The sequence below is a fragment of the Nocardioides gansuensis genome (assembly GCF_003076135.1).
Taxonomy (GTDB): domain Bacteria; phylum Actinomycetota; class Actinomycetes; order Propionibacteriales; family Nocardioidaceae; genus Nocardioides; species Nocardioides gansuensis.
In genome coordinates, this window is the sequence record NZ_QDGZ01000006.1 from 352,309 (window position 1) to 371,806 (window position 19,498).

20 protein-coding genes and 1 pseudogene are annotated in these 19,498 nt (G+C 69.1%); 15 read left to right on the forward strand and 6 right to left on the reverse strand.

What is annotated here, in order from left to right:
- Positions 1-149: 149 nt before the first annotated feature.
- Positions 150-941, forward strand: a complete 792-nt coding sequence (locus DDE18_RS15600) for an FRG domain-containing protein (RefSeq protein ID WP_133241236.1) — start codon at positions 150-152, stop codon at positions 939-941.
- Positions 938-2,092 carry a GmrSD restriction endonuclease domain-containing protein gene (locus DDE18_RS15605; protein ID WP_116573172.1) on the forward strand — a complete coding sequence of 385 codons (1,155 nt, stop codon included), beginning with the start codon at positions 938-940 and terminating at the stop codon, positions 2,090-2,092. The genes DDE18_RS15600 and DDE18_RS15605 overlap by 4 nt, the downstream gene beginning before the upstream one ends.
- Before the next feature lie 72 nt (positions 2,093-2,164).
- Here DDE18_RS15605 and DDE18_RS15610 read toward each other — a convergent pair whose 3' ends face one another.
- The 3 genes and pseudogenes from DDE18_RS15610 to DDE18_RS24275 all read right to left on the reverse strand — a co-directional run.
- Positions 2,165-2,971, reverse strand: coding sequence for a protein NO VEIN domain-containing protein (locus tag DDE18_RS15610; protein ID WP_116573173.1), 807 nt, complete (start codon positions 2,969-2,971; stop codon positions 2,165-2,167).
- Positions 2,972-3,331: 360 nt separating this feature from the next.
- A complete protein-coding gene (locus tag DDE18_RS15615; RefSeq protein ID WP_211754571.1) occupies positions 3,332-4,459 on the reverse strand; it encodes a DUF1173 family protein in 1,128 nt (375 codons plus the stop codon).
- Positions 4,434-4,625 (reverse strand): annotated as a pseudogene (locus tag DDE18_RS24275) (DUF1173 family protein); the annotation flags it as partial. The gene DDE18_RS15615 and the pseudogene DDE18_RS24275, both read right to left, overlap by 26 nt.
- Positions 4,626-4,961: 336 nt before the next feature.
- Here DDE18_RS24275 and DDE18_RS15620 point away from each other — a divergent pair.
- The 3 genes from DDE18_RS15620 (at position 4,962) to DDE18_RS15635 (ending at position 7,937) form a co-directional block, all read left to right on the forward strand.
- Entirely contained in the window at positions 4,962-5,315 is a 354-nt protein-coding gene (locus DDE18_RS15620; RefSeq protein WP_116573174.1) for a hypothetical protein, read from the forward strand.
- Positions 5,312-6,745, forward strand: coding sequence for a hypothetical protein (locus DDE18_RS15625; RefSeq protein WP_116573175.1), 1,434 nt, complete (start codon positions 5,312-5,314; stop codon positions 6,743-6,745). The genes DDE18_RS15620 and DDE18_RS15625 overlap by 4 nt, the downstream gene beginning before the upstream one ends.
- A 622-nt stretch (positions 6,746-7,367) precedes the next feature.
- Positions 7,368-7,937, forward strand: a complete 570-nt coding sequence (locus tag DDE18_RS15635; protein WP_165821185.1) for a hypothetical protein — start codon at positions 7,368-7,370, stop codon at positions 7,935-7,937.
- Positions 7,938-8,247: 310 nt separating this feature from the next.
- Here the strand turns inward: DDE18_RS15635 and DDE18_RS22650 are convergent, their stop codons facing one another.
- Positions 8,248-8,640, reverse strand: a complete 393-nt coding sequence (locus DDE18_RS22650) for a hypothetical protein (protein WP_133241237.1) — start codon at positions 8,638-8,640, stop codon at positions 8,248-8,250.
- Between the two features lie 241 nt (positions 8,641-8,881).
- Between DDE18_RS22650 and DDE18_RS15645 the strand changes: the two genes are divergently transcribed.
- From DDE18_RS15645 to DDE18_RS15675, 7 genes are read left to right on the forward strand one after another with little or no spacing between them, the layout of a single operon-like run.
- The gene (locus DDE18_RS15645) at positions 8,882-9,634 is read left to right on the forward strand and encodes an SAF domain-containing protein (RefSeq protein WP_165821186.1); all 753 of its coding nucleotides are present in this window, start codon (positions 8,882-8,884) and stop codon (positions 9,632-9,634) included.
- Positions 9,635-9,638: 4 nt separating this feature from the next.
- Entirely contained in the window at positions 9,639-10,409 is a 771-nt protein-coding gene (locus DDE18_RS15650; protein ID WP_116573180.1) for a hypothetical protein, read from the forward strand.
- Positions 10,406-11,701: a TadA family conjugal transfer-associated ATPase gene (locus tag DDE18_RS15655; RefSeq protein ID WP_116573181.1), complete on the forward strand. Its 1,296-nt coding sequence runs from the start codon at positions 10,406-10,408 to the stop codon at positions 11,699-11,701. The genes DDE18_RS15650 and DDE18_RS15655 overlap by 4 nt, the downstream gene beginning before the upstream one ends.
- A gap of 4 nt (positions 11,702-11,705) precedes the next feature.
- Positions 11,706-12,605 carry a type II secretion system F family protein gene (locus DDE18_RS15660; RefSeq protein WP_116573182.1) on the forward strand — a complete coding sequence of 300 codons (900 nt, stop codon included), beginning with the start codon at positions 11,706-11,708 and terminating at the stop codon, positions 12,603-12,605.
- Complete coding sequence (locus DDE18_RS15665; protein ID WP_116573183.1) at positions 12,602-13,495, forward strand: type II secretion system F family protein; 894 nt, start codon at positions 12,602-12,604, stop codon at positions 13,493-13,495. The genes DDE18_RS15660 and DDE18_RS15665 overlap by 4 nt, the downstream gene beginning before the upstream one ends.
- A 35-nt stretch (positions 13,496-13,530) precedes the next feature.
- Positions 13,531-13,728: a hypothetical protein gene (locus tag DDE18_RS15670; RefSeq protein ID WP_116573184.1), complete on the forward strand. Its 198-nt coding sequence runs from the start codon at positions 13,531-13,533 to the stop codon at positions 13,726-13,728.
- A 17-nt stretch (positions 13,729-13,745) separates the two neighbouring features.
- Complete coding sequence (locus DDE18_RS15675; RefSeq protein ID WP_116573185.1) at positions 13,746-14,171, forward strand: TadE family protein; 426 nt, start codon at positions 13,746-13,748, stop codon at positions 14,169-14,171.
- Between the two features lie 88 nt (positions 14,172-14,259).
- Here the strand turns inward: DDE18_RS15675 and DDE18_RS15680 are convergent, their stop codons facing one another.
- Positions 14,260-14,952, reverse strand: a complete 693-nt coding sequence (locus DDE18_RS15680; protein ID WP_116573186.1) for an MBL fold metallo-hydrolase — start codon at positions 14,950-14,952, stop codon at positions 14,260-14,262.
- A 9-nt stretch (positions 14,953-14,961) separates the two neighbouring features.
- Positions 14,962-15,270, reverse strand: coding sequence for a hypothetical protein (locus DDE18_RS15685; RefSeq protein ID WP_133241238.1), 309 nt, complete (start codon positions 15,268-15,270; stop codon positions 14,962-14,964).
- A gap of 27 nt (positions 15,271-15,297) precedes the next feature.
- On the opposite strand from DDE18_RS15685, the gene DDE18_RS15690 reads away from it, so the two are divergent.
- From DDE18_RS15690 to DDE18_RS15700, 3 genes are read left to right on the forward strand one after another with little or no spacing between them, the layout of a single operon-like run.
- Positions 15,298-15,714 (forward strand): TadE family protein, encoded by a 417-nt coding sequence (locus DDE18_RS15690; protein ID WP_211754572.1) that lies wholly within the window; start codon positions 15,298-15,300, stop codon positions 15,712-15,714.
- Complete coding sequence (locus tag DDE18_RS15695) at positions 15,714-16,136, forward strand: pilus assembly protein TadG-related protein (protein ID WP_165821187.1); 423 nt, start codon at positions 15,714-15,716, stop codon at positions 16,134-16,136. The genes DDE18_RS15690 and DDE18_RS15695 overlap by 1 nt, the downstream gene beginning before the upstream one ends.
- Before the next feature lie 54 nt (positions 16,137-16,190).
- A complete protein-coding gene (locus DDE18_RS15700; protein ID WP_211754573.1) occupies positions 16,191-19,370 on the forward strand; it encodes a LysM peptidoglycan-binding domain-containing protein in 3,180 nt (1,059 codons plus the stop codon).
- Positions 19,371-19,498 lie beyond the last annotated feature (128 nt).

A 19,498-nucleotide genomic window follows, 5' to 3' on the forward strand; every position in this document is an offset into this window, starting at 1 on the left:
GCGGCCCCGCCCCGGCGTTTGTCCAGGTGACACGAAGCCCGCCAGTCTTCACTCGGCGAAAGTGTCGGCACTCGCGGACCTCGAGCGCTCCTCTCTCAGTGCGCGTGATCGACCGTCGCGACCGAGAGTCGGCTGCCAACTTGACGGCCGTGACTGACGGGGCCGCCGATGCAAAGCCTGCCATTCCGACGATCGGGTCGGTGGAGGCCCTCATGCGGGTGCTGGCACCTATCACGGCGGACGGCCGCGAAGTCTGGTACCGAGGTCACCGCGACCTGAGTTGGCGGCTTGAAGCATCCGCCTACCGATTGGAGCGCCACAGGACGGGCGAGCGAGCCATGCTGGCCAGATTCCGCCAGGAAGCTGCCGCAGCCGGGTTGCAATACGCGTTCGACGAATGGGGGTGGATCACCTTCGCCCAACACCACGCGCTGCCGACTCGACTGCTTGACTGGTCGCAGGGACCGCTCGTGGCGCTGTTCTTCGCCTGCGAGCTGGGACATGATTCCGACGCGACAGGCGTTGAGACGGACGGGGAGTTCTTCGTCCTCTATCCGAACGATTTGAACGTCGAAGCGGGGGACAACGACGGCGGACATCCACGGCTCCTCGCGGACGGCGACGGCAAGCTCCGGGACTACCTCCCTGGAAAGGATGCTGAGAACCCCTCGAAGCCCCGCGCGGTCATCGCCCCATTGGTATTCGACCGGATTCGCTTCCAGACCGGCACGTTCACCGTGGCCCAGCTTCCTACCGCTACCACTGATACAGAGCCGATGAGGAAAGCGCAGGCGTTGCAATCGTTCACCGTCCCTGGGGACGCCAAGGCGAACCTCCGCGAGCAGCTCGACGCTCTCGGCTTCAACGAGGTCTCCATCTATCGAGACCTCGACCGCATAGCGGCCCGCATCAAGAACGGCCACGGGCGGGGTGCGGCATGAAGATCAGGACGGAACTCCTGCCGGAGATCAGCGTCTCGCGGTTCATGCGTATGAAGAACGTCGTAGATCTCGACCCGCCCTATCAGCGTGAGGCCGACGTCTGGAAACCCGCCGCCCGCAGCGTTCTGATTGATTCGATCATCAACGGCCTCGACGTGCCGAAGCTGTACTTTGAGGCCGCGACCGCGCGGAGGGTCGGGCCTGAGGGCCTCGCCTATCAGTACGCCGTCATCGACGGAAAGCAGCGCCTGGGTGCCATCCTCGCGTTTCTCTCGGGCCAGCTCGCGTTGGCGGAGGACTTCCTGTATTTCGAAGACGAAACTGTCAAAGCCGCAGGAATGACGCTCCCCGCCCTGGAAGAGCATTACCCACTTCTCGCTCGGCGGTTTCTCGATTACGAGTTGCCGATCGTCAGGGTCACCAGCGATAGCGGCGACCTGATCGAGGAGATGTTCCAGCGCCTCAACGCGTCAACAGCCCTCAACGCCGCAGAACGCCGGAACGCGCTGACCGGCCCAACCAGGGATGCCGCGAACGCGCTCGCTGAGCACCAACTGCTGGTCGCGCGCTCGCCGATCCGCAGCGCCCGCTACAAGTACCGCGAACTGGGGGCGAAGTTCCTGGCGATCGAGCACCAGTTGGCTACGCGCGGGAAGATCGTCGATACGAAGGCGGACACTCTTTACGACCTCTTCGTGGCGACGCGGGGTGCGTCCCCTCGTATAGCCGCCGCAGATATGGACGGCTACAAGGCGCACGCTGTGCAGACTCTTGACCGGATGGTCAACATCTTCGAGGGGGACGATCGACTACTCGCATCGATCGGCACCGTCGTTGTCTACTACATCGCGTTCCGGAACCAGGCCTTCGCCGACGAGGTCAACCGCGGGATGCTGGCCGAGTTCGAGGACCTCAGACGCCAGGCAGCGCAGATGGTCGAGGACGATCCGGCGTACACGCGAGCCGCCAACGCGAGGCTCCGCGAGTACAACGGCCTCGTGCAGTCGACCAACGATGGGCGAGCGATCGCGCGGCGCGCGGAGGTCCTTGCGACTTACGTCGCCGGGCACACGCCAGGGGACCCGTTGGCCGGTCTGGACGGACTCGGCGACGGCGAATTGCCGGACCGGGACGAAACCGAGGAATCCTAAGGCCCTAGCCTCAGAGGATCTGGGTTGGATTGCATTCAACTCATCCGCTCGGACGCCAAGAGCGGGCCGACGTCAGACGACCCGGCCACGCCACTGACTGACCTTCATCTCAACATCGTCACCATCAAGTGCACCGTCTCGCACGGTGAGGGTCGTGTGACTACCGGCGGTGACATCTATTCCGCTCACAACAACCAGCGTGTAGCGATCTTGATAGCGGCGAGAGAACTCGCGTTCGCCGTCGCTCATGAAGAAGACAGGCGCGGCGGACTGGGTGCCCTTCACCTCGACGTACCTAAGGGGGCTCTTGGCCTGACCGACCAGCAGATCAAAGCCCGGGTTGTTACGCGGCATCTCCTTCACGTGCACTTTGAACCGCTCGCACATGGCGGCGATCGCCGCGTTGACCGAGATGCGCTCAACCCTTCGGGACGTCTCCGCGTCCGTGTATACCGGGGATACCTGTTCAGCTTGATTGCTCGTCAGATTGGCAGGAACGGAGCCCACACTGAGGATCTGATCGAAGCGCTCGTCGGAGAGCGGCCGCACTCCCTGCCCCCAGTAGACCTTGTCGCGCCAGTAGGTGGTGTCGGCTTCGTAGTAGGACCCGGCAGGGTTCTTCAGAGGGACTGGCTTCTCGAAGTACCTGACGTCGTCCACGCGGCAGATGCGCCTGCCTGCTGCGGGGCTTGGCCTGACATCGCCGACGATGCCGTAGCCGATGTAGCCGATGCGCGGAGTCTGATAGACGAAACGCTCGCCTGGCTGGATCCAGGCTTCGTAGCGCCCATCGGGATACTCATACTCAATGCCCGTGCGGTCCCCATACAGGTGTCCAGAACGCGCGACTCCGCCGACTTCAACCAGGACCACAGGCATCCCGTGACCCTAGTTGCCAACGGCGCCCGGCCGCAGGAGGTTGGAACCGCGCCTTTGGGCGAGCGCGTTGGAGGGCGGCAGCCCCGTCTGTGCCTGGGAGGCCGGGCCAGTGGGCCGCACTGGGGCCGCAGAAGAACGAAAACGACCCCTGGCGCTGGAAGACGTTGGAAGGTGTCTTCGCAGGTCAGGGGCCGTTGTCAGGCACTCAGTCGGTGGGCGTCACCCACGCGTGACTAAATGTCGTAGTACTGATTGAACTGAGGTGCTCTGGAGCCCGCGCGCTGTGACCGTGGGTGGAGCACTCGTAGCTCGCTCATGCTCATAGAGCCGGGGCGGCAGGGGCCTAACAAGCGACCCCTTCTATGCGTTTCTACTCATACTGTTTGGGCGCTGTCGCAACGGCCCGGGACTCGAGGCGGCAGGCGGCGGGAGTGGTGGCATGTCTTCGCCGATGGCCCAGGTCCAGATCTCGGTGTCGGTCTCGGTGGCGCGCTCCCTGGCGGCTTCGCGGTCGGCCTCGTCGTTGACGAGGAAGGCCGCGGTCGGAGTTGGGGTGTCGGTGAACACCAGGGAGGCCATGGGCTTGTCGCCGGCGAGGTTGTAGCGCAGGGACTTGCTGAAGCGGCGGTGCTGGCCGATCGCGACGTGGAGGAGCAGCTTGTCGGGCTGGGACTCGTACGGGAGCCAGTTGTGGTCGGTCATGACGAGGGAGACCTCTTCGGCGGTGGCCAGGCCGCAGCGGCTGAGAGAGAAGGTTGCGATGACCATGAGGTGGCCGTTCTCGTCGATCTGCCAGAGCTCGAGCTCGTCGCGGAAGTGCCTGTTGAGCCGGCCGAGCAGCACGTCGTCGAGCATGAGCGGCGCGTCGGGCAGGTGCTTGACGAGGAGCTTGTGGCCGAACCGGGCGGGCTCGATGGCCTTGAGCTCGCCGATGAGCATCATGAACTGCTGGCCGTGCCCGGGTTGCTGGAGGCGTGCCCAGCAGGAGAGTCGGCGGGCGGCGATCTCGGTCTTCTTCTCGGCGGTGAACGGCTCGGGGATGAAGAGGCGGGCCAGGAGCGGTTTGCCCCGGGTCATCTTCCCGTGTGCCGCCGCGCGCAGGTGCCAAGAGACGACGCGCCAGTTTCGTTTGCCGGCCATGCCGGGTGACCAGGTGGCGAGCTCGGCCTCGTGCCATAGGTAGTGCAGGACGGCGCGCAGGGAGAGACGCTTGGGGTCGGTGGTGGCCGAGTCGGCCGCTCCCGCCCCTTGACTCCCGGTGCCGGCGGGAGCGGCGCGTTCGGTCGTGGACATGCGGAATCCGAGTCGGATGGCGGTCAGGCCGCTGTCGGGTTCCTCGGTGATCGCGGCCCCGAGGACTTGCCCGAGCCCGGAGAGGGCTTCGGGTGGCAGGTAGGAGGGGCCAGCGGGGGGCGTGGGCCAGGCCGGTGTCAGGCATCCGCTTGACCACGTAATGGTCGGCGCCGATCTTGGCGACGTACATCGCAACGCCCCGCGGTCGGCAGAGGCACAGGGGGCGGACGCGGTCGCTGTGGGCCCGGGCGAGCAGTGACTGGATCTCGCCGTTGGTGGTGCGGGTGATCTGGCAGCCGTAGAGCTCGAAGGTCTGGCGCTCAGTGGGCGTCGCGCCCGTCTCGGTCGTCGATGTCCGCATGCCGTCGAAAGGCAGCCGCTCCGGGGCTGGATCGGACAACCGTGCCGGGGCCACCGACGTGCCGTGTCATGTCCGGGCGCCCTCGAGGGGCGCCCTGGGCGGTGTCGAGAGCGGAGGAGATTCGTAGGGCCTGTGACCGATCTGGCCGGCTCCCTGTTGCTTGTCCAGCGCGTGGCAGGACCCAGAAACGACAGGGCCAGAAGTTGTGCACAGGGCGCCTCGCACCAGGTGTTCTGCACAGTTTTCCACAGCTTGTCGGCTGTCGGGTCGGCGTGAGCGCCGGCTCGCTGGACTCTGTTTCGGAACTGGTCATCGACCCAAGGGAGGGCGCCAGAGATGGAGAAGACCGTCGTGTGGCATGAAGAGCGGGCGTGGCTGGAGGCGCACGCGCTGCTGTCGGAGCTGAGTCGTCCGTACGGGCCGATGCCCAACGAGATGGCTCGCTGCTACCTGCGTGATGCGCTGCACGAGCTGACCGGTTTCTGGGACCTGGTCGACCATGCGCCTGCGGCGGAGATCTACCCGGTGGGGTTCGAGTCGCTTGAGGACGCGCGGGCTCGGCTGGGGGTCGTGGTGGCGCAGCTGCTGACCGACAGTCCCAGCCTCGAGGAGAGCCTGCGGATCACCCGGGCGGGGGACTGGATCGACACGGCGTGGGCCGAGCTCGAGACGATGGGTGAGACGGCGTGATCGCGCACCCGACGTACCGCGACCACGCGGAGTTGTCGGCGACCCTCTTTCAGCGGCTCGTCGGGGCCCGATCGGCACCGGCCGCCCAGGCGGACGTGGATCGGCTTCTCGAGTGCCGAGACATCATCGTGTCCTCGCTGCTCGAACGTCTTGAGGCGGTGGGTGTGAGCACCGCAGGCACCTGGTCGAACCCGCACCGCGAGCTTCGCCGGCGGGGCGTGCGCGTGAGCCCGACCCCGCCCGAGCTGGTCGGATTAGCGGTGGCTCCGGCGGAGAGCGTGCGCCGCCTCACCCGCGTGCTCAAGACTTTGCCGCGGGTTCCTGAAGACCGGCGGCGGGCACCCTCGGACGTGCTGGACGGGGCGTCTGCTGATGCCACGGTGAACCTGTGGCGCGATGCGGCCAGGTACGTCACCTCTGCAACCGCGACCCTCACCGAGTCTGCGGAACGCCCGTGGGAGACCGATGACGGTACGGCGTGGTGGCTGGTCCGTGACGTTGCGGCGCTGACCGAGGCGGTATTGGTGGCTGACGCTGACCTCGACGAGCTCGGGCTGCTCAAGACGCTGGACCAATCCCCGGGTGGGGAGCCTCGTCAGGTGCAGCGGATGTTGGCTGCCCATTGCGGTCGGGTGGCGAACTGGTCGGCCACCAGTGATGCCGCCGAGATGGCTGGGCGGCGTGAGCGAGGCTGGGATCTGGACCAGCCTCGGCCGGTCTCTCAGGCAGCGGACCTGCCTGCGGCACAGCGGCTGTTGGCCGGCTACCTGCGGGTGTCGAACCGAGGCAATGCCGTGGTCGACGCGCGGGACCCCGTCATAGGCCTGCACACGGTCAGGGCGATGGTGACGGTCCAGTCGAAGGCGTTCCGGGCTGCGATCGAGTGGGCGGAGGCATTCCCTGAGCTGGGGAAGTTGCCGGCCGAGCTGGAGCAGGCCCATGAACTCGTCATACAACTCGAGGCCCAGCTGCCGCGGGTCCAAGAGGCCGTGCCACAGCTGCCACCCCGGCACACGCAACTGCAGGCCAAAGAGATCTCAGACGCCGTCGGGAAACTGCAGCTCCAGGCCCGCCTGGAGGGCACACCGCCGATCAGCCAGGACGAGCTCGTGAGGTGGTCCCAGGCTCTGCACCAGACCAACGTGGGGCTGGGGATCGCAATGCGGCGCGAGATCCGGCGTCCGAACACGAACTTCCGCTGGGTGGAGCGCCCGGTCGAAGACCGGTCAGGGCCAGGGCGCAGGTCAGGCATCGACGTCGCGGCGGAGCAGCTGGCGAAGTCGGACGCTCCGACGCTGCCGGCGTCGCGGTTCATCGGTACAGCCCAGCGCGCGGCGCTGTCGTCGATGCTGGCCGAGACACCACCCGCGGAGCGAGTCCCAGCCACGTTCCCGCGCAAGGTTCCGGGCATGAATGGCCCGGGACGGTGAACCTCACACCAGCAGGCGTGAGGTGGGATCAGCCCAGCAGAAGGCTGATGCCCGCAGTTCGGGCCTGGCCTGACAAGGGCCTAGGCAGATTGCACGACCTGATCAACAATGAAGGCTCCGCTTCGGGGCGGTATCTCGGAAGGACGCACAGCGTGGCGCGTCATCATCTGCGGCACCGGGGGAACGCAGAGCCCTTCGGGCAGTGGAGTGCGGCCACAGTCACTGTGCGGCCCGCCGTTCGGAACAGCACCACGGCCCGACCTGGCTCACCCCTCCCCGACACAGCTCGCGGCCCACGCCATCCCTTTCGGCTGAGGCATTCCGAGCCGCCCGACGTGACACCGAGCAGGAGCCAGGTCGGCCGGCCGAACTGGTCAGGAACACGTCTCTCGGCGAACGGGACAGGCATCGCTGGACCGACTGCGACGGGGGTGTCTTGTTCGACCGTCGCGAGGCCGCCTTCCGCAGCCGAGGCACCGAACGAGGAAGCCATCCGGTGCGCCCACAGGCGCTCGAAGCTCGCGCGCGACCTGGTCACCCGGCGGTTCGCGGGTCCGGCTCCTCAATCCTGCCGCTCTCGCTGGAACTCGGACACAGTCACCGACTCGGGAGGTATCTGACGATGCTGAGCCGTACCCGCACGACCCTCGCCTCGCTCGCCACCGCGGTTGCGTTCCTCGCGGCCACGAGCGCCTGCAACGAGGCAGAGGGGCCGTCGACGACGATCCCGAGCGAGACGCCCAGCTCGACGCCGACCGAGACCCCGACCCCCGAGACCGATGCGGAGAAGGCCGCCGCGGGTCTCGAGGCATACCTGGCCGTGCGCGACAAGGCATACCAGACCGGGGTGATTCCCAAGACGCTCCCCAAGGTGGCCGACACCAACATCCACCTCGCCCTGCAGGAGTCGATGCGGTTCCGCCTGGAGACCAAGATCCGTGCGACTGCTCACTACGGCCACTCGCTTCGTGAGCCGAAAAAGATCGGCGCGACGAGCTACCAGATCACCGACTGCGAAGACTGGAAGGCCGCGAAGGAGATCAAGCGCGGCGGCGAGCCCGTCACCCAAGGGCACCCGAACGGCGAGGCGATGGCGAACCCGATCACCGTCACCTACCAGGTCAAGCTGATCGACGGCCGCTGGAAGGTCAACTCAGCGCGCTTCGGACGGAACAAGCCATGCAACGCCTGAGGCTCATCTTGGCTATCGGCTTGGCGGTGCTGATGTCCGTCGCCCCTTGCGTGTCCACCATCGCGGCCGCCGGTGAGCCTGAGTGTTATCCGGTGCAGATCCCTTGTCCGCCGAACAGCGGGAAGGACGTCTGCTGGAAGCAGGTGTGCACTGGAGGTGACGACCACGGTGGCGGCGACGACGGCTCTGGGACCGGCACCGGGGGCGAGGCCTACACGAAGTGCATGTTCGCAGGGCGAGAGGTCCCGTGCGTTGGCCCGGCTGGGACTTGGTCTGCGGCCCACTCGTGCTGGCTGACGCTGACGACTCCTCAGCAGCCCCCGCCGGCGGGCACGAAGGATGAGGACGGTGACTGGTACTGGTGCACGCCCCCGCCGCCGTATATCGGGTCCCGCCCGCCGGTCTGGATCGAGGGTCCGGCAATCACATGGGTGGATCCTGGGCCGCTGGCGGCCCAGGTGGCCGGCACAATGCCGCTCGCGAAGCCGGAGACGCATATGGCGCCCAAGCCGCCGCTCATGACGTATGTGGGGCTGGAGACCTGGTTGTGGATTCCCGAGTCCCAGTGGAAGCCGCTCTCGGCCTCGACGAGCCTGAGCGGGGCGACGGTGACGGTGACCGCCACGCCGGTCCGGGTCAGCTGGAACATGACCGAGGCGTCGGTGCGGTGCTTCTCGCCCGGGCGGCCGTGGGTCCGGGGCATGTCCTCGGATGAGGTGACCGACTGTGACTACGTCTACCAAACCGTCTCGGATGGTCAGCCGGACGGTGCGTACAAGGTCAGCGCGCAACTGGCCTACAAGGTCGCCTGGACGTGCACCGGGCCATGCCTGGGAACGGAGGGCTCCCTGGGGATCCTCCCGGGGCCGGTCTCCGACAGGACCAATCTCCGCGTGGGTGAGCGGCAGTCCGTCGTCATTAGATGACACGCAGAGGGGATGAAGATGAGCACCGAGACGACACAGCGCCCACCCGCCGGGGCGAAGGGCCGGATGCCTGCCCGGCGCAACAACGACGATGGCCTGCTCGCCGGGGGCCGCAAGGCCGTCGGCGGGCCGCAGCAGCCGCGGACCCGGTCCTGGGGACTGGTGACGCTCGCCGCACTCCTGGTCATCGGGTCCGGTCTCACAGTCGCAGCCTGGGGCCTGCACGCCGGGGAAAAGGTCTCGGTGCTGGTGATGGCCACCGGCGTCGCGAAGGGCCAGGTCGTCGAGCGCGAGGACCTCGCGTCGCGCGCTGTCGCCGGCGTCTCCGACGCGATCGCGGCGGAGGCGGTGGACACCGTGATTGGTCAGACGGCGGTCGTGGATCTGGTGCAGGGCCAAATCCTGACCGCTGCGATGCTCACGGCCGAACCCGTGCCCGGTCCGGGTGAGTCGATGATCGGCCTGGCGCTGGACCCGACCAGGGTCCCGGGTGCCGGCCTCGAGGCCGGTGACCAGGTCGACGTGATCGCCGTTCCCGGCAATGGCAGCAACAACAGCTCCGCCCCCGACAGTGCCCTGGATGACCCGGTGCTGCTGGCGAGCGGGGCGCAGGTCTATGACGTGGGTGGAGAGGCCGCGGCCGGTGGCCAGCTCTTGGTGACGTTGATCGTCGACGAGAGCACTGCATCCAAGGTCGCTGCCTACTCGACCCAGAACCGGGTTGCCGTGGTGGAGACCGCGCCAACGGGCATGACTCCGGCGGGGGAGTGAGGCCATGTTGATCAGTCTGGCGTCGGTGAAGGGCTCGCCCGGGGTGACATCTACGGCCCTGGCCATGGCTGCGGTGTGGCCGCGGCCGGTGGTGCTGCTCGAGGCGGACGCCTCTGGTGGCGGCCTGGCGTACCGGTGCACAGCGGCCACCGGCGGGCCGCTCCCGGCCACCAAGGGCATCTTCACCCTCGCCGCCGCTATCCGGGGCGGGATGCCTAGCGGAGACGTCGTGGTCGACCATGCGCAGCTGCTGGCCTGTGGTGTGCGGGTGGTCCAGGGTGTCGTCTCACCGATGCAAGCACGGGGTATGGGAAGCCTGTGGTCGACGATCGCCGAGGCCTGCCAGACCAGTGGGGTCGATGTGATCGCCGACCTTGGTCGGCTCGACCGGGCCAGCGTCACGCTGCCGATCGCGCAGGCCTCGGACTACGTGCTGCCGGTCGCGGCCGCCACCTTGGAGTCGGTGATGCACCTGCGCGGCCAGCTGCCTGAGCTTTCGGTCGCGCTGCGCCAGCACGAGGTTGGGCGACTGGTCCCGCTCCTGGTCGGCCCGGACGGCCACGCGGCCCGGGACTGCCGGGACCTCGACGAGCTCCTGGACCAGACCGGTGTAGGCGCGGAGCCGAGCCGCCCGGTACCGGTAGACGCGCGCACGGTCCAGCGACTGGAGGCGGGGGAGAGGGGCAACGGCCGGCTGGGGCGGACATTGCTGCTGCGCGCGACCCGGCTGGTCGCCGGAGCGCTGCTCGAGGAGGGGGCGGTGAGCACTCGATGAGGGTTGATCCGGACCTGCTGAGGTCGGTGCACCGTGAGGTCGGTGACCGGCTGCAGCGGGAGCAGGTCGAGCGACGTCGCGGCGGCCGGGACCCCTTGGTGGGGCTGGGGGAGCAGCAGTACGCCCGCAAGCTCATCGCCGACGTGATCCGCGAGCACGCCGAGCAGCTGCTGGCGCGCGGCCAGTCGCCGCTCGACCCTGGCGCCGAGCGGGAGCTGGCCGAGGGAGTTCATGCGCGGATGTTCGGAGCTGGCCGCCTCCAGGGGCTGCTCAACGACGAGTCGATTGAGAACATCGACATCAACGGCTGCGACGAGGTGTGGGTGACCCGGGCCGGGAGCGCACGGCACGATCGGGTCGAGGCGGTGGCCACCAGCGACGAGGAGCTCATCGAGCTGGTCCAGGGCCTGGCGGCGTACTCGGGGCTGAGCTCGAGGCCGTGGGATGCGGCCAACCCAGAGCTGGACCTGCAGTTGCCGGACGGGTCGCGTCTCTCCGCGGTGATGTCGGTGTCCGCCCGGCCGTCGGTGTCGATCCGGCGGCACCGGTTCGACAAGGTCGAGCTGGGCGACCTGGTCGGCAACGGCACCTTGAGTGAAGACGCGGCCGACTTCCTCAGAGCGCTGGTGAAGTCGAGGGCCAACGTGATGGTCGCTGGGGCAACTCGCGCCGGCAAGACGACCCTCCTGCGGGCGATGGCCGCGGAGATAGGTCCGGAGGACCGGATCATCACCGTGGAGCGGGCCCTCGAGCTCGGCCTGCGGAAGAACGTCGAGCGGCACCCGAACTGTGTGGAGTTCGAGGAGCGGGTCGCCAACAGCGAGGGCCAGGGCGCGGTCTCGATGGCCCGGCTGGTGCGCCGCACCCTGCGTCAGAACCCCGACCGTGCGATCGTCGGCGAGGTCCTGGGGCCCGAGGTGATCGACATGCTCAACGCCATGGGCCAGGGCAACAACGGCTCCATGTCCACGATCCACGCCAGGACCGCGCGCGACGTGTTCAACCGGATCGCCACCTACGCCATCCAGTCCGAGGAGCGGCTCCCGCACGAGGCGTCGTACCAGCTGATCGCCGGCGGCCTGGACTTCGTGGTGTTCGTCAGCCGGCATCCCAGCACCGGGGCGAGGCGGGTCGACACCATCCTCGAGGTCAACGGCTACGACGGGACCGTCCAGGCCTCGGAGATCTTCGCCGCCCAGGGCGCCGCGACGGCCGAGTGGACCGGTGTGATGCCCGCGAGGACCGCGGAGCTCGAGTCGGCCGGGTGGGTCATCCCGAGCGGGAGCTGGTGAGGCCATGTCGCCGACGATGTTCACGGGGCTTGCGCTCGGACTCGCGCTGGGCGGATCGGTGCTGCTGTTGGTCACCGCACTGATGGGGTGGAAGCCCAGGGCCGCCCGTCCCCAGCGGCGCCGGGGTGAGGTCCTGTGGGGCAGCGAGGCACGACGCCGTGCCGCGCTCGCCGTCGCCGCCGCTCTGGTCGTGGCGGTGCTGACCAGGTGGCCGGTGGCCGCCGGCGCCGCCGCCGGCGTGATCTACCTGTGGCCGACGATGTTCGGCGGCGGCCGCGCGGCCGCAGGCCAGATCGAGCGACTCGAGGCGCTGGCCACCTGGACCGAGTCGCTGCGTGACTCGATCGCCGGATCGGTTGGCCTCGAAGAGGCGATCAGACACTCCCTGCACGCGGCACCGCCGGTCTTGGTGCCTGCACTGGAGAGGCTCGATGGCCGGGTCCGGGTGCAGATCCCGCTCCCGCAGGCCCTCGCCGGATTCGCCGAGGAGTTCAAGGACGCCTCCGCCGACTTGGTCGTCGCCGCCTTGATCCTCAACTCGCGCCTGCGCGGACCTGGGCTGGTCGCAACGCTGAGCTCGCTGGCGTCCGCGGCGCGCGAGGAGATCGACATGCGCCGCCGGATCGAGGAGGGCCGCAAGGCGCTGCGCAGGGCCGCGCTGATCATCGTGACCGTCACCGGCCTGTTCGCAGCAGGCGTGGCGGTGTTCTCCCGTGACTACGTCGCGCCGTACTCGAGCCCGGCCGGGCAGCTCATGCTCGCACTCGTGCTGAGCGTGTTCGCTGCCGGACTCATGTGGATCCGAGCCGCCGCGAACGTCCACCCGCCCGAGCGCTTCCTTGTGGGCGTCGACCAGGTCGACCACGCCCTCCACGGCCACCCGACCCTGGGAAGGGTGCGATGACGACCGGGCTTCTGCTCGGCTGCCTGCTAGGTGGGTCGGCGTGCCTGTTCCTCTTCGCCCTCGTTCCGCCGCGGCCGCGGCTGGCCAGCGCGGTCGCAAAGTGGGAGCAGGGCCGGGCCCGGCATGCGGGCCTGACGGCTGGGGAGAGCGACGACCCTCGGGAGCGGATGGGTCGGTGGATCCTCGCGCGGCTGGCTCGCCGCGGCGTCACCCTTGACCAGCTGAGGGCAGACCTCGCACTGACCGGCAACACCCTCGAGGCACACCTGGTCCGCAAGGCAGGGCTGGGATTGTTCGGGTTGCTGCTGCCGGCGTTCCTAGCAGGCGCGGTGATGATCCTCGGGATGCACCCGCCGATGACGTTGCCCGCGCTGGGCGGCCTGGCGTTGGCGAGCTTGTTCTTCTGGGTGCCTGACCTCGAGGTGACCCGGCAGGCCCAGCAGCGCCGCCACGAGCTCCGCCGGGCGCTGTCGTGCTACCTGGACCTGGTCTCGATGAGCCTGGCCGGCGGCCGCGGCATGCCCGAGGCGCTCCCGACCGCGGCCCGCATCGGCCGCGGCTGGGCCTTCGAGCTGATCCGCGACACCATCGAGCACGCCCGCTACACCGGCATCACCCCATGGGCGGCACTGGCGGACCTGGGCGAGCGGACCCGGATGCCCGAGCTGCAGGACCTCGGCGGGTCGCTGCTGCTGGTCGCCGATGACGGCGCCAAGGTCCGGTCGTCTCTGACCGCCCGGGCGGTCTCCCAGCGCCGCCGGCAGCTCGCCGAGGCCGAGGGCGCCGCGGAGAAGGCGGATCAGACCATCCAGATGGCTCAGGTCGTCCTGGCCGTCGGGTTCTTCCTGTTCATCGGCTATCCCGCGTTCATCGCGGTGATGGCCGTCTAGGACGCATCGCCAGCACTCACGGAGGAGAACAGCAGATGCAGGAGATCCAGTTCATCCAGGCGTGGGCCACCCTCGCCATCGCTCGGGTCAAGACCAGCCGCGACGAGCGGGGGGCCTCCGAAGTGGCGGCGGTCGTGATCATCACCGCCATCGTCGCCGCGGCCGCGATCCTGATCGCGGCCGCCATCATGGGCAAGTTCAAGACCAAGGCCGACACCATCCCCACCGAGTGACTCGGACGGGCAGAGCCATGGCCAGCGCGCGGGACCAGCAAGGTGCGACCAGCGTCATCCAGCTGGTCCTGGTCGCCCCCGCGCTGCTCGCGATGATCATGGCGATCGTTCAGTTCGGGCTGGTCGCGCACGCCCGCAACGTCGCCGAGCAGGCCGCCCAGGAGGGCGCCGCCACGGCGCGCAGGTTCGACGGCACCACGGCCGCAGCCGAGGCCGACGCGTTGAAGTACCTCACCCTGCTCGGCTCCCACACCCTGAAGAACCGCACCGCGGTCGCACACCGGGGCCCTGAGAGCGCCTCGGTCACCGTGACCGGGGACGTGCTCAGCTTGCTCCCCGGGATCAAGCTCCACGTCGAGGAAGCTGCCGCCGGGCCGGTGGAGCGCTACGTCGCCCCATCCGGCGAGTCCGCGAATTCTGAAGGGGCTGGCGGTGGGAACTAACGCGCCTAGCCTCTCGGGGAGCGCCGTTGTGGGCGTGGGTCCGCGCACCCAGGCCTGCGGTCGGGCTTGTGAAGGTGGAGGACTGCGCTCAGGGGATCCAGACCGCGGCGTCGTGAGCGAAGACGACTTGCTTGGGATCGAACTCAAGCAGGCGGGCCATCCAGGAGCTGGCGCGTGGCAGGGGTTGTTCGTGCCCAAGATCGAGCGCTCGCGCGGCAAGCGCGTCGGCGGACCACTGGGAGGCGGTGTCGTGCGCCTGGCCCGCGAGGACGATCGAGCCGTCATCGCACTCGAGGACGACAGATTGATGCCCATCAACGTGTCCGGGCGTAGGAATGATGTGGACGCCGGGCGCGATCTGGGTCTCGCCGTCGATCAGCTCATAGCTTGCTCCGGCGAAGTCGACGAGTTCTGGGACCGTGTAGTCCGTTGTTTGGGCGGTGTGCAGTTCGACCCGCTGGCAAAAGATCGGTCGGTCGCTGAAGGACGGGTTGCCACCGATGTGGTCGAAGTGCAGGTGGCAGTTCACGACGATATCGATGTCCTCGGTCGTGAGGCTCAGCGCTCTGAGGGCGTCCTCGATCCTGACGCGCTGGGGCCGGTACCAAGCCTCGGTCTCAGCGTCGGCGTCGCCGAGGCCGGTATCGAGAAGGAGCAGGCCGGCGGGGGTACGTGCGAGGTAGCCGAGCACGGTCTCGACGCGAGGGCTTCCGGTGTCCGTCTCCTCGGCAGGGCGAACGAATGTCCCCAGTTCGAGCCGTGTCACGTCCTGGATCCGCATTGCTCCACATTAGGAGTCGGGGTCGAGCGAGAGCAGGGACTCGTGGATCTGGCCGGCGTGCGCGGGCAGAGGGTCGCGGCGTTCGTGGCTGCCGGCGCGGATGCGGGCGATCGGGTTCACGAAAGGAACCTCGCGGGCCTTGACGAGCGTGAGGATCGAGCAGAGCACGGCGCCCATGGCGGAGCGGGGATACCCGGCATCGGGAAGCACTGTGCGGACGTCGGCGGGAGTGATGTCGCGCAGCGAGGAATGTCCTTGCTCGGCCCAGACGGAGAGGGCGGGCATGGCCCAGCGCAGGTGGAGCCGGACGGAATCCACGGCATGGGGGATACCGGTGGTGCAGCCATGACCAGCTGGCAGCGCGGCGAGCGGGGCACCGCGTCGGTCGAGCTGGTGCTGATCGCCCCCGTGCTGATCGTGGTGATGCTGTTCGTGGTCGGGCTGGGGCGGATGGCCCATGCCCGGCAGCAGATCGACGCGGTGGCGGCAGATTCTGCCCGCGCCGCCTCCCTGGAGCGGAACACTGCGAAGTCGGCCGAGGCAGCGAGGACCGCCGCGGCAGCATCCCTGGGCGAGGCGGGAGTGAGCTGCACACGGCTGGACGTGCACGTCAACCTCGACAGGTACCAGCCCGGTGGCCTGGTACGGGTGACCGTGTCATGTGTCGCGGAACTCGGCGACGTCGCCCTGGCCGGGTTTCCCGGTACCAGGAGGTTCACCTCCGACGCCGTGGTGCCGATCGAGAGCCACCGGGCCAGCTGATGACGACAAGGACAGCGACGGTGCAGGACGAGGAGCGGGGCGCTGCTTCCCTGATCCTGGTGCTATTCACCATCGCCCTCCTGACCGTGGCCGGCGTGGTGATCGACACCGGGTATGCGATGGCCGCGAAGCGGCAGGCGATCCACCACGCCGAGCAGGCCGCGCGGATGGGCGCCGACGCGCTCAACCGGGGCGCGCTGCGCGACGGCGTCACCCAGGTCGACCCCACCCGGGCGAAGAACAAGGCCGAGGCCTACCTGAGCCTCGTAGGGGCCACCGGCACCGTGGCGGTCAACGGCGGCGAGGTCACCGTGACCGTGACCGGGAAGCAGAACACCAAGATCCTGTCGGCCGTCGGGATCGGAGCGATCCCCTTCGCGGCGACCGCGACAGGGCTCTCGATCAACCAGGACGCGAACTAGCCCGCCCCGCCGGGGTGCGGCACAGACCCCGGCAGCACAGAGGAGAAGATGAGGATGCGACTGCTCAAGGCCGCGGCTGCGGCGATCATCCTGGTGGGGTTGGTCGTGGTGCCCCCGTGGGCGCTGATGCGGTTCATCGGGAACCCGTGGCCGGCCGAAGGCCTGTCGTGGTCGGCACCCCTGACTGACGGGGCCATCATCGGGCTGCTCGCGGTCGTGGTTTGGGTGCTGTGGGCCCAGCTGATGGTGTGCGTCCTGGTCGAGGCGACCGCCGTGGTGACCGCCGATCGGGTTCAGCTGCCAGCCCCCTTCACACTCGGGGTGCAGCAGCAGCTCGCACGGCGCTTGCTGACGGCGATCGTGGTCGCCACCGTCTCGACGCCGGTGGCCCTGGTCGCAGCGGACGTCGCCGCACACGGTGACACCGGGCCCGACGAGCCAGCCCGGAGAGCCACTGGAGCCGCGTCCACCGACGCGCGCAGCAACCCTTGGGCTGCCGCCGGCACGCACACCTCGGCAGGGAGTCAGACCGCCCGTGCGGAGCGGCTCGGCGGCGACCGGCGGCCTGACGCGCCGGCAGGCCGGGTGACAGTGATGCGACTGGACTCGTTGTGGTCCATCGCCGAGCGAGTCCTGGGGGAGGGCGACCGATGGCCGGAGATCGCAGACTTGAACGAGGGCCGCGTCATGAACGACGGGACGCGATTCGCGGCCGCTGACCACATCAGGCCCGGCTGGGAGCTGCTCGTCCCCGGTGCGCCAGCCGGCCGGGCGGCCGCCGAGGTGCTGCCCGAGGTTGTGGTGGAGAAGGGCGACACCCTCTCGCAGATCGCGCTCGAGGAGCTCGGAGACGCCAACGCCTACCCGCGCCTGGTGGAGTCCACCGCCGACGTCGTGCAGCCGGGCGGCGCACGGCTGACCGACCCGGACCTGATCCTTCCCGGCTGGACCATTCCCATCCCCGGGCAAAGGCCCGCCGTCGATGACCACGAGCGTGCCCCCGAAACCCAACAAAGGAGCCGCGCGCGACGCGAGCCGGCGCATGGCACGACGGAGCCCACACCGTTCTCGCCGGCGGAGAGCCTGCCGGATCCACGTACGGTCGACGAACCGCCCAGCACGGGCACGACCGCAGCCCAGGCCGCGGGGGAGGAGCAGGACGACGACGGGTTCTCGCTGTTGCGTGCCCTGCTCGCCAGTGGGCTGTGCCTCTCGGCAGGGGCGCTGGCCCTGGTGGCGGGCAACCGGCGGCGGCAGTTCCGGCAGCGACGACCTGGGTGCACCATCGCGTCCACCCCAGCAGAGCTCGTCGGCGTCGAGCAGGCGGTCGTGGAACACGGGCGGCAGGCGCAAGACGATGTCGAGTTCCTGGACCGGGCGCTTCGGCATGCCGCCGCCTGGTGTCGGGCCAACCGCGCAGCCTTGCCACAGTTGGGCGCCGCCGTGCTCGGGCAGCAGGAGTTGACGCTGCTGTTCGCCGAGCCCGCCGCCGGAGTGCCGGTGGGGTGGAACGCGACCGAGGATGCCCGGGCCTGGACGCTGTCTCGGTTGACGTTCCTCGAGGACGAGCTGCTGACCCAGCCCGCGCCCTACCCGGCGCTGGTGACGATTGGCCAGGACGAGGGCGACCGCACGTGGCTGCTCGACCTGGAACTTCTGGGCGTCGTTGGGATGGCCGGACCTGCCGAGCAGGTGGCGGACCTGACCAGGTTCCTGGTGGCGGAGCTGGCCGTGAACGGCTGGGCGGAGGGGACCGAGGTCCTGTTGGCCGGCGGGTTTGGTGCCGAGCTGGTGCCCCTGAACCCAGCCCGCCTGCGGCAGGTCGACCGGGAGACGGCCATGACCCGCGCCGCGGCGCTGACCAGCGACGCGACTGCCAGCGAACACAACCTGGGCGCCGACCTGCTCACCCGGCGCAGGAACGACCACCTGCTCGACAGCACCGGACCGGTGGTGGTCGTGGTGCCCGGCCGAGCCGACGCCGACCTCGTGGAGGTGCTCCAGCGGCGCGACCGGTCCCGCGTCGTCGTCATCCACGGCGATGACTCCTCACCGGCGCTCGAGCTGAGGGACGACGGGAGGGCGTTCCTGCCGCGCTGGGGGATCAGCGTCCAGGCGCTTACGCTGCCCCAGGCCGAAGCAGACGCGATGGCCGCCCTGGTCGCCTCGACCCGCAACACGGCCGACGAGCCGATGCCGGTCACCGCCGAGGAGACCGGACCGCTGGGCGGGTACGCCAAGGCGGACGGGTCGCTCCGCGACGAGCTCACCGAGCCTCGCCGTACCGACGAGCACGACGCGTCCTCGGTTCTCCCCGCACCGGACGTGGTGTATCTGGCCACGGCCGCGACGACGCCTGAGAACCTGGCGGCTCTTGGGCCCAGTGTTCCCGAGTCGACCCGGGCCGAGCTGGCGGCGATCGACCCCACGCTCGACCAGGACCTAGCCGACTGGTTCGACTCGACGTCCATCCGACCCAAGGTGCACCTGCTGGGGCCGGTCGACGTGACGGCCGTCGCCGGGACCCGGGAGGGCATCTCGAACCTGGCCGGCACGATCGAGCTCATCGTCTACCTGGCCTGCTGTGAGCGCGGCGTGACCGGCGAGCGGGCCGCCGAGGCGTGCGGCTGGAAGACGGTCAAGACCGTGCAGAACCGGGCGATCGATGCCCGCAGGCTGCTGGGAACCCGGCCCGACGGCAGCGACTGGTTGCCGGACGCGGGCAAGACCGAGAGCGCCCGGCGAGGTGTACCGACTTATGAGCTCGACAAGGGCCCGGGCGGCGTACTCGTCGACGCGGACCTGCTGGTGCGGTTGAAGTTCCGCGCCCACAAGCGCGGTGACGACAGCCTCGAGGACCTGGTGACCGCACTCTCGCTGGTCCAGGGCGAACCGTTCGACGACCTTCGCCGAGGCGGCTATGGCTGGCTGTTCGAGGGCCAGCGGCACGACCAGATCCTGGTCGCCGCGATCCACGACACCGCGCACGTGCTCGCCACCCGGGCCGTGGCAGAGGGCCGGACCGACCTCGTCCGGCAGGCTTGCGAGGCCGCGCGCCGGGCCAACCCGCACAGCGACGTGGCCTGGCTCGATCTGGCGGCCGCCGCCGAGGCCGACAGCGGCCGCGCGGCAGCCGACGAACTGGTCCGTTCCCGGATCCTCGACCGGGTCGACGAGGACCTGCCCCCGCGCACCGAGGCGGTCATCGACCGTCGCGGATGGCTGACCGGCTGAGCCCGCCGCCGAACCCTGCACGGCCCCCACCGTTCGGCCCCGTCTCACCCGTGTGAGACGGGGCCGAACCGTGTCCCGGGAACGGGCGCTAGGAACTTCTTGAACTGACCTGGCCCTCGCGGGAGCCC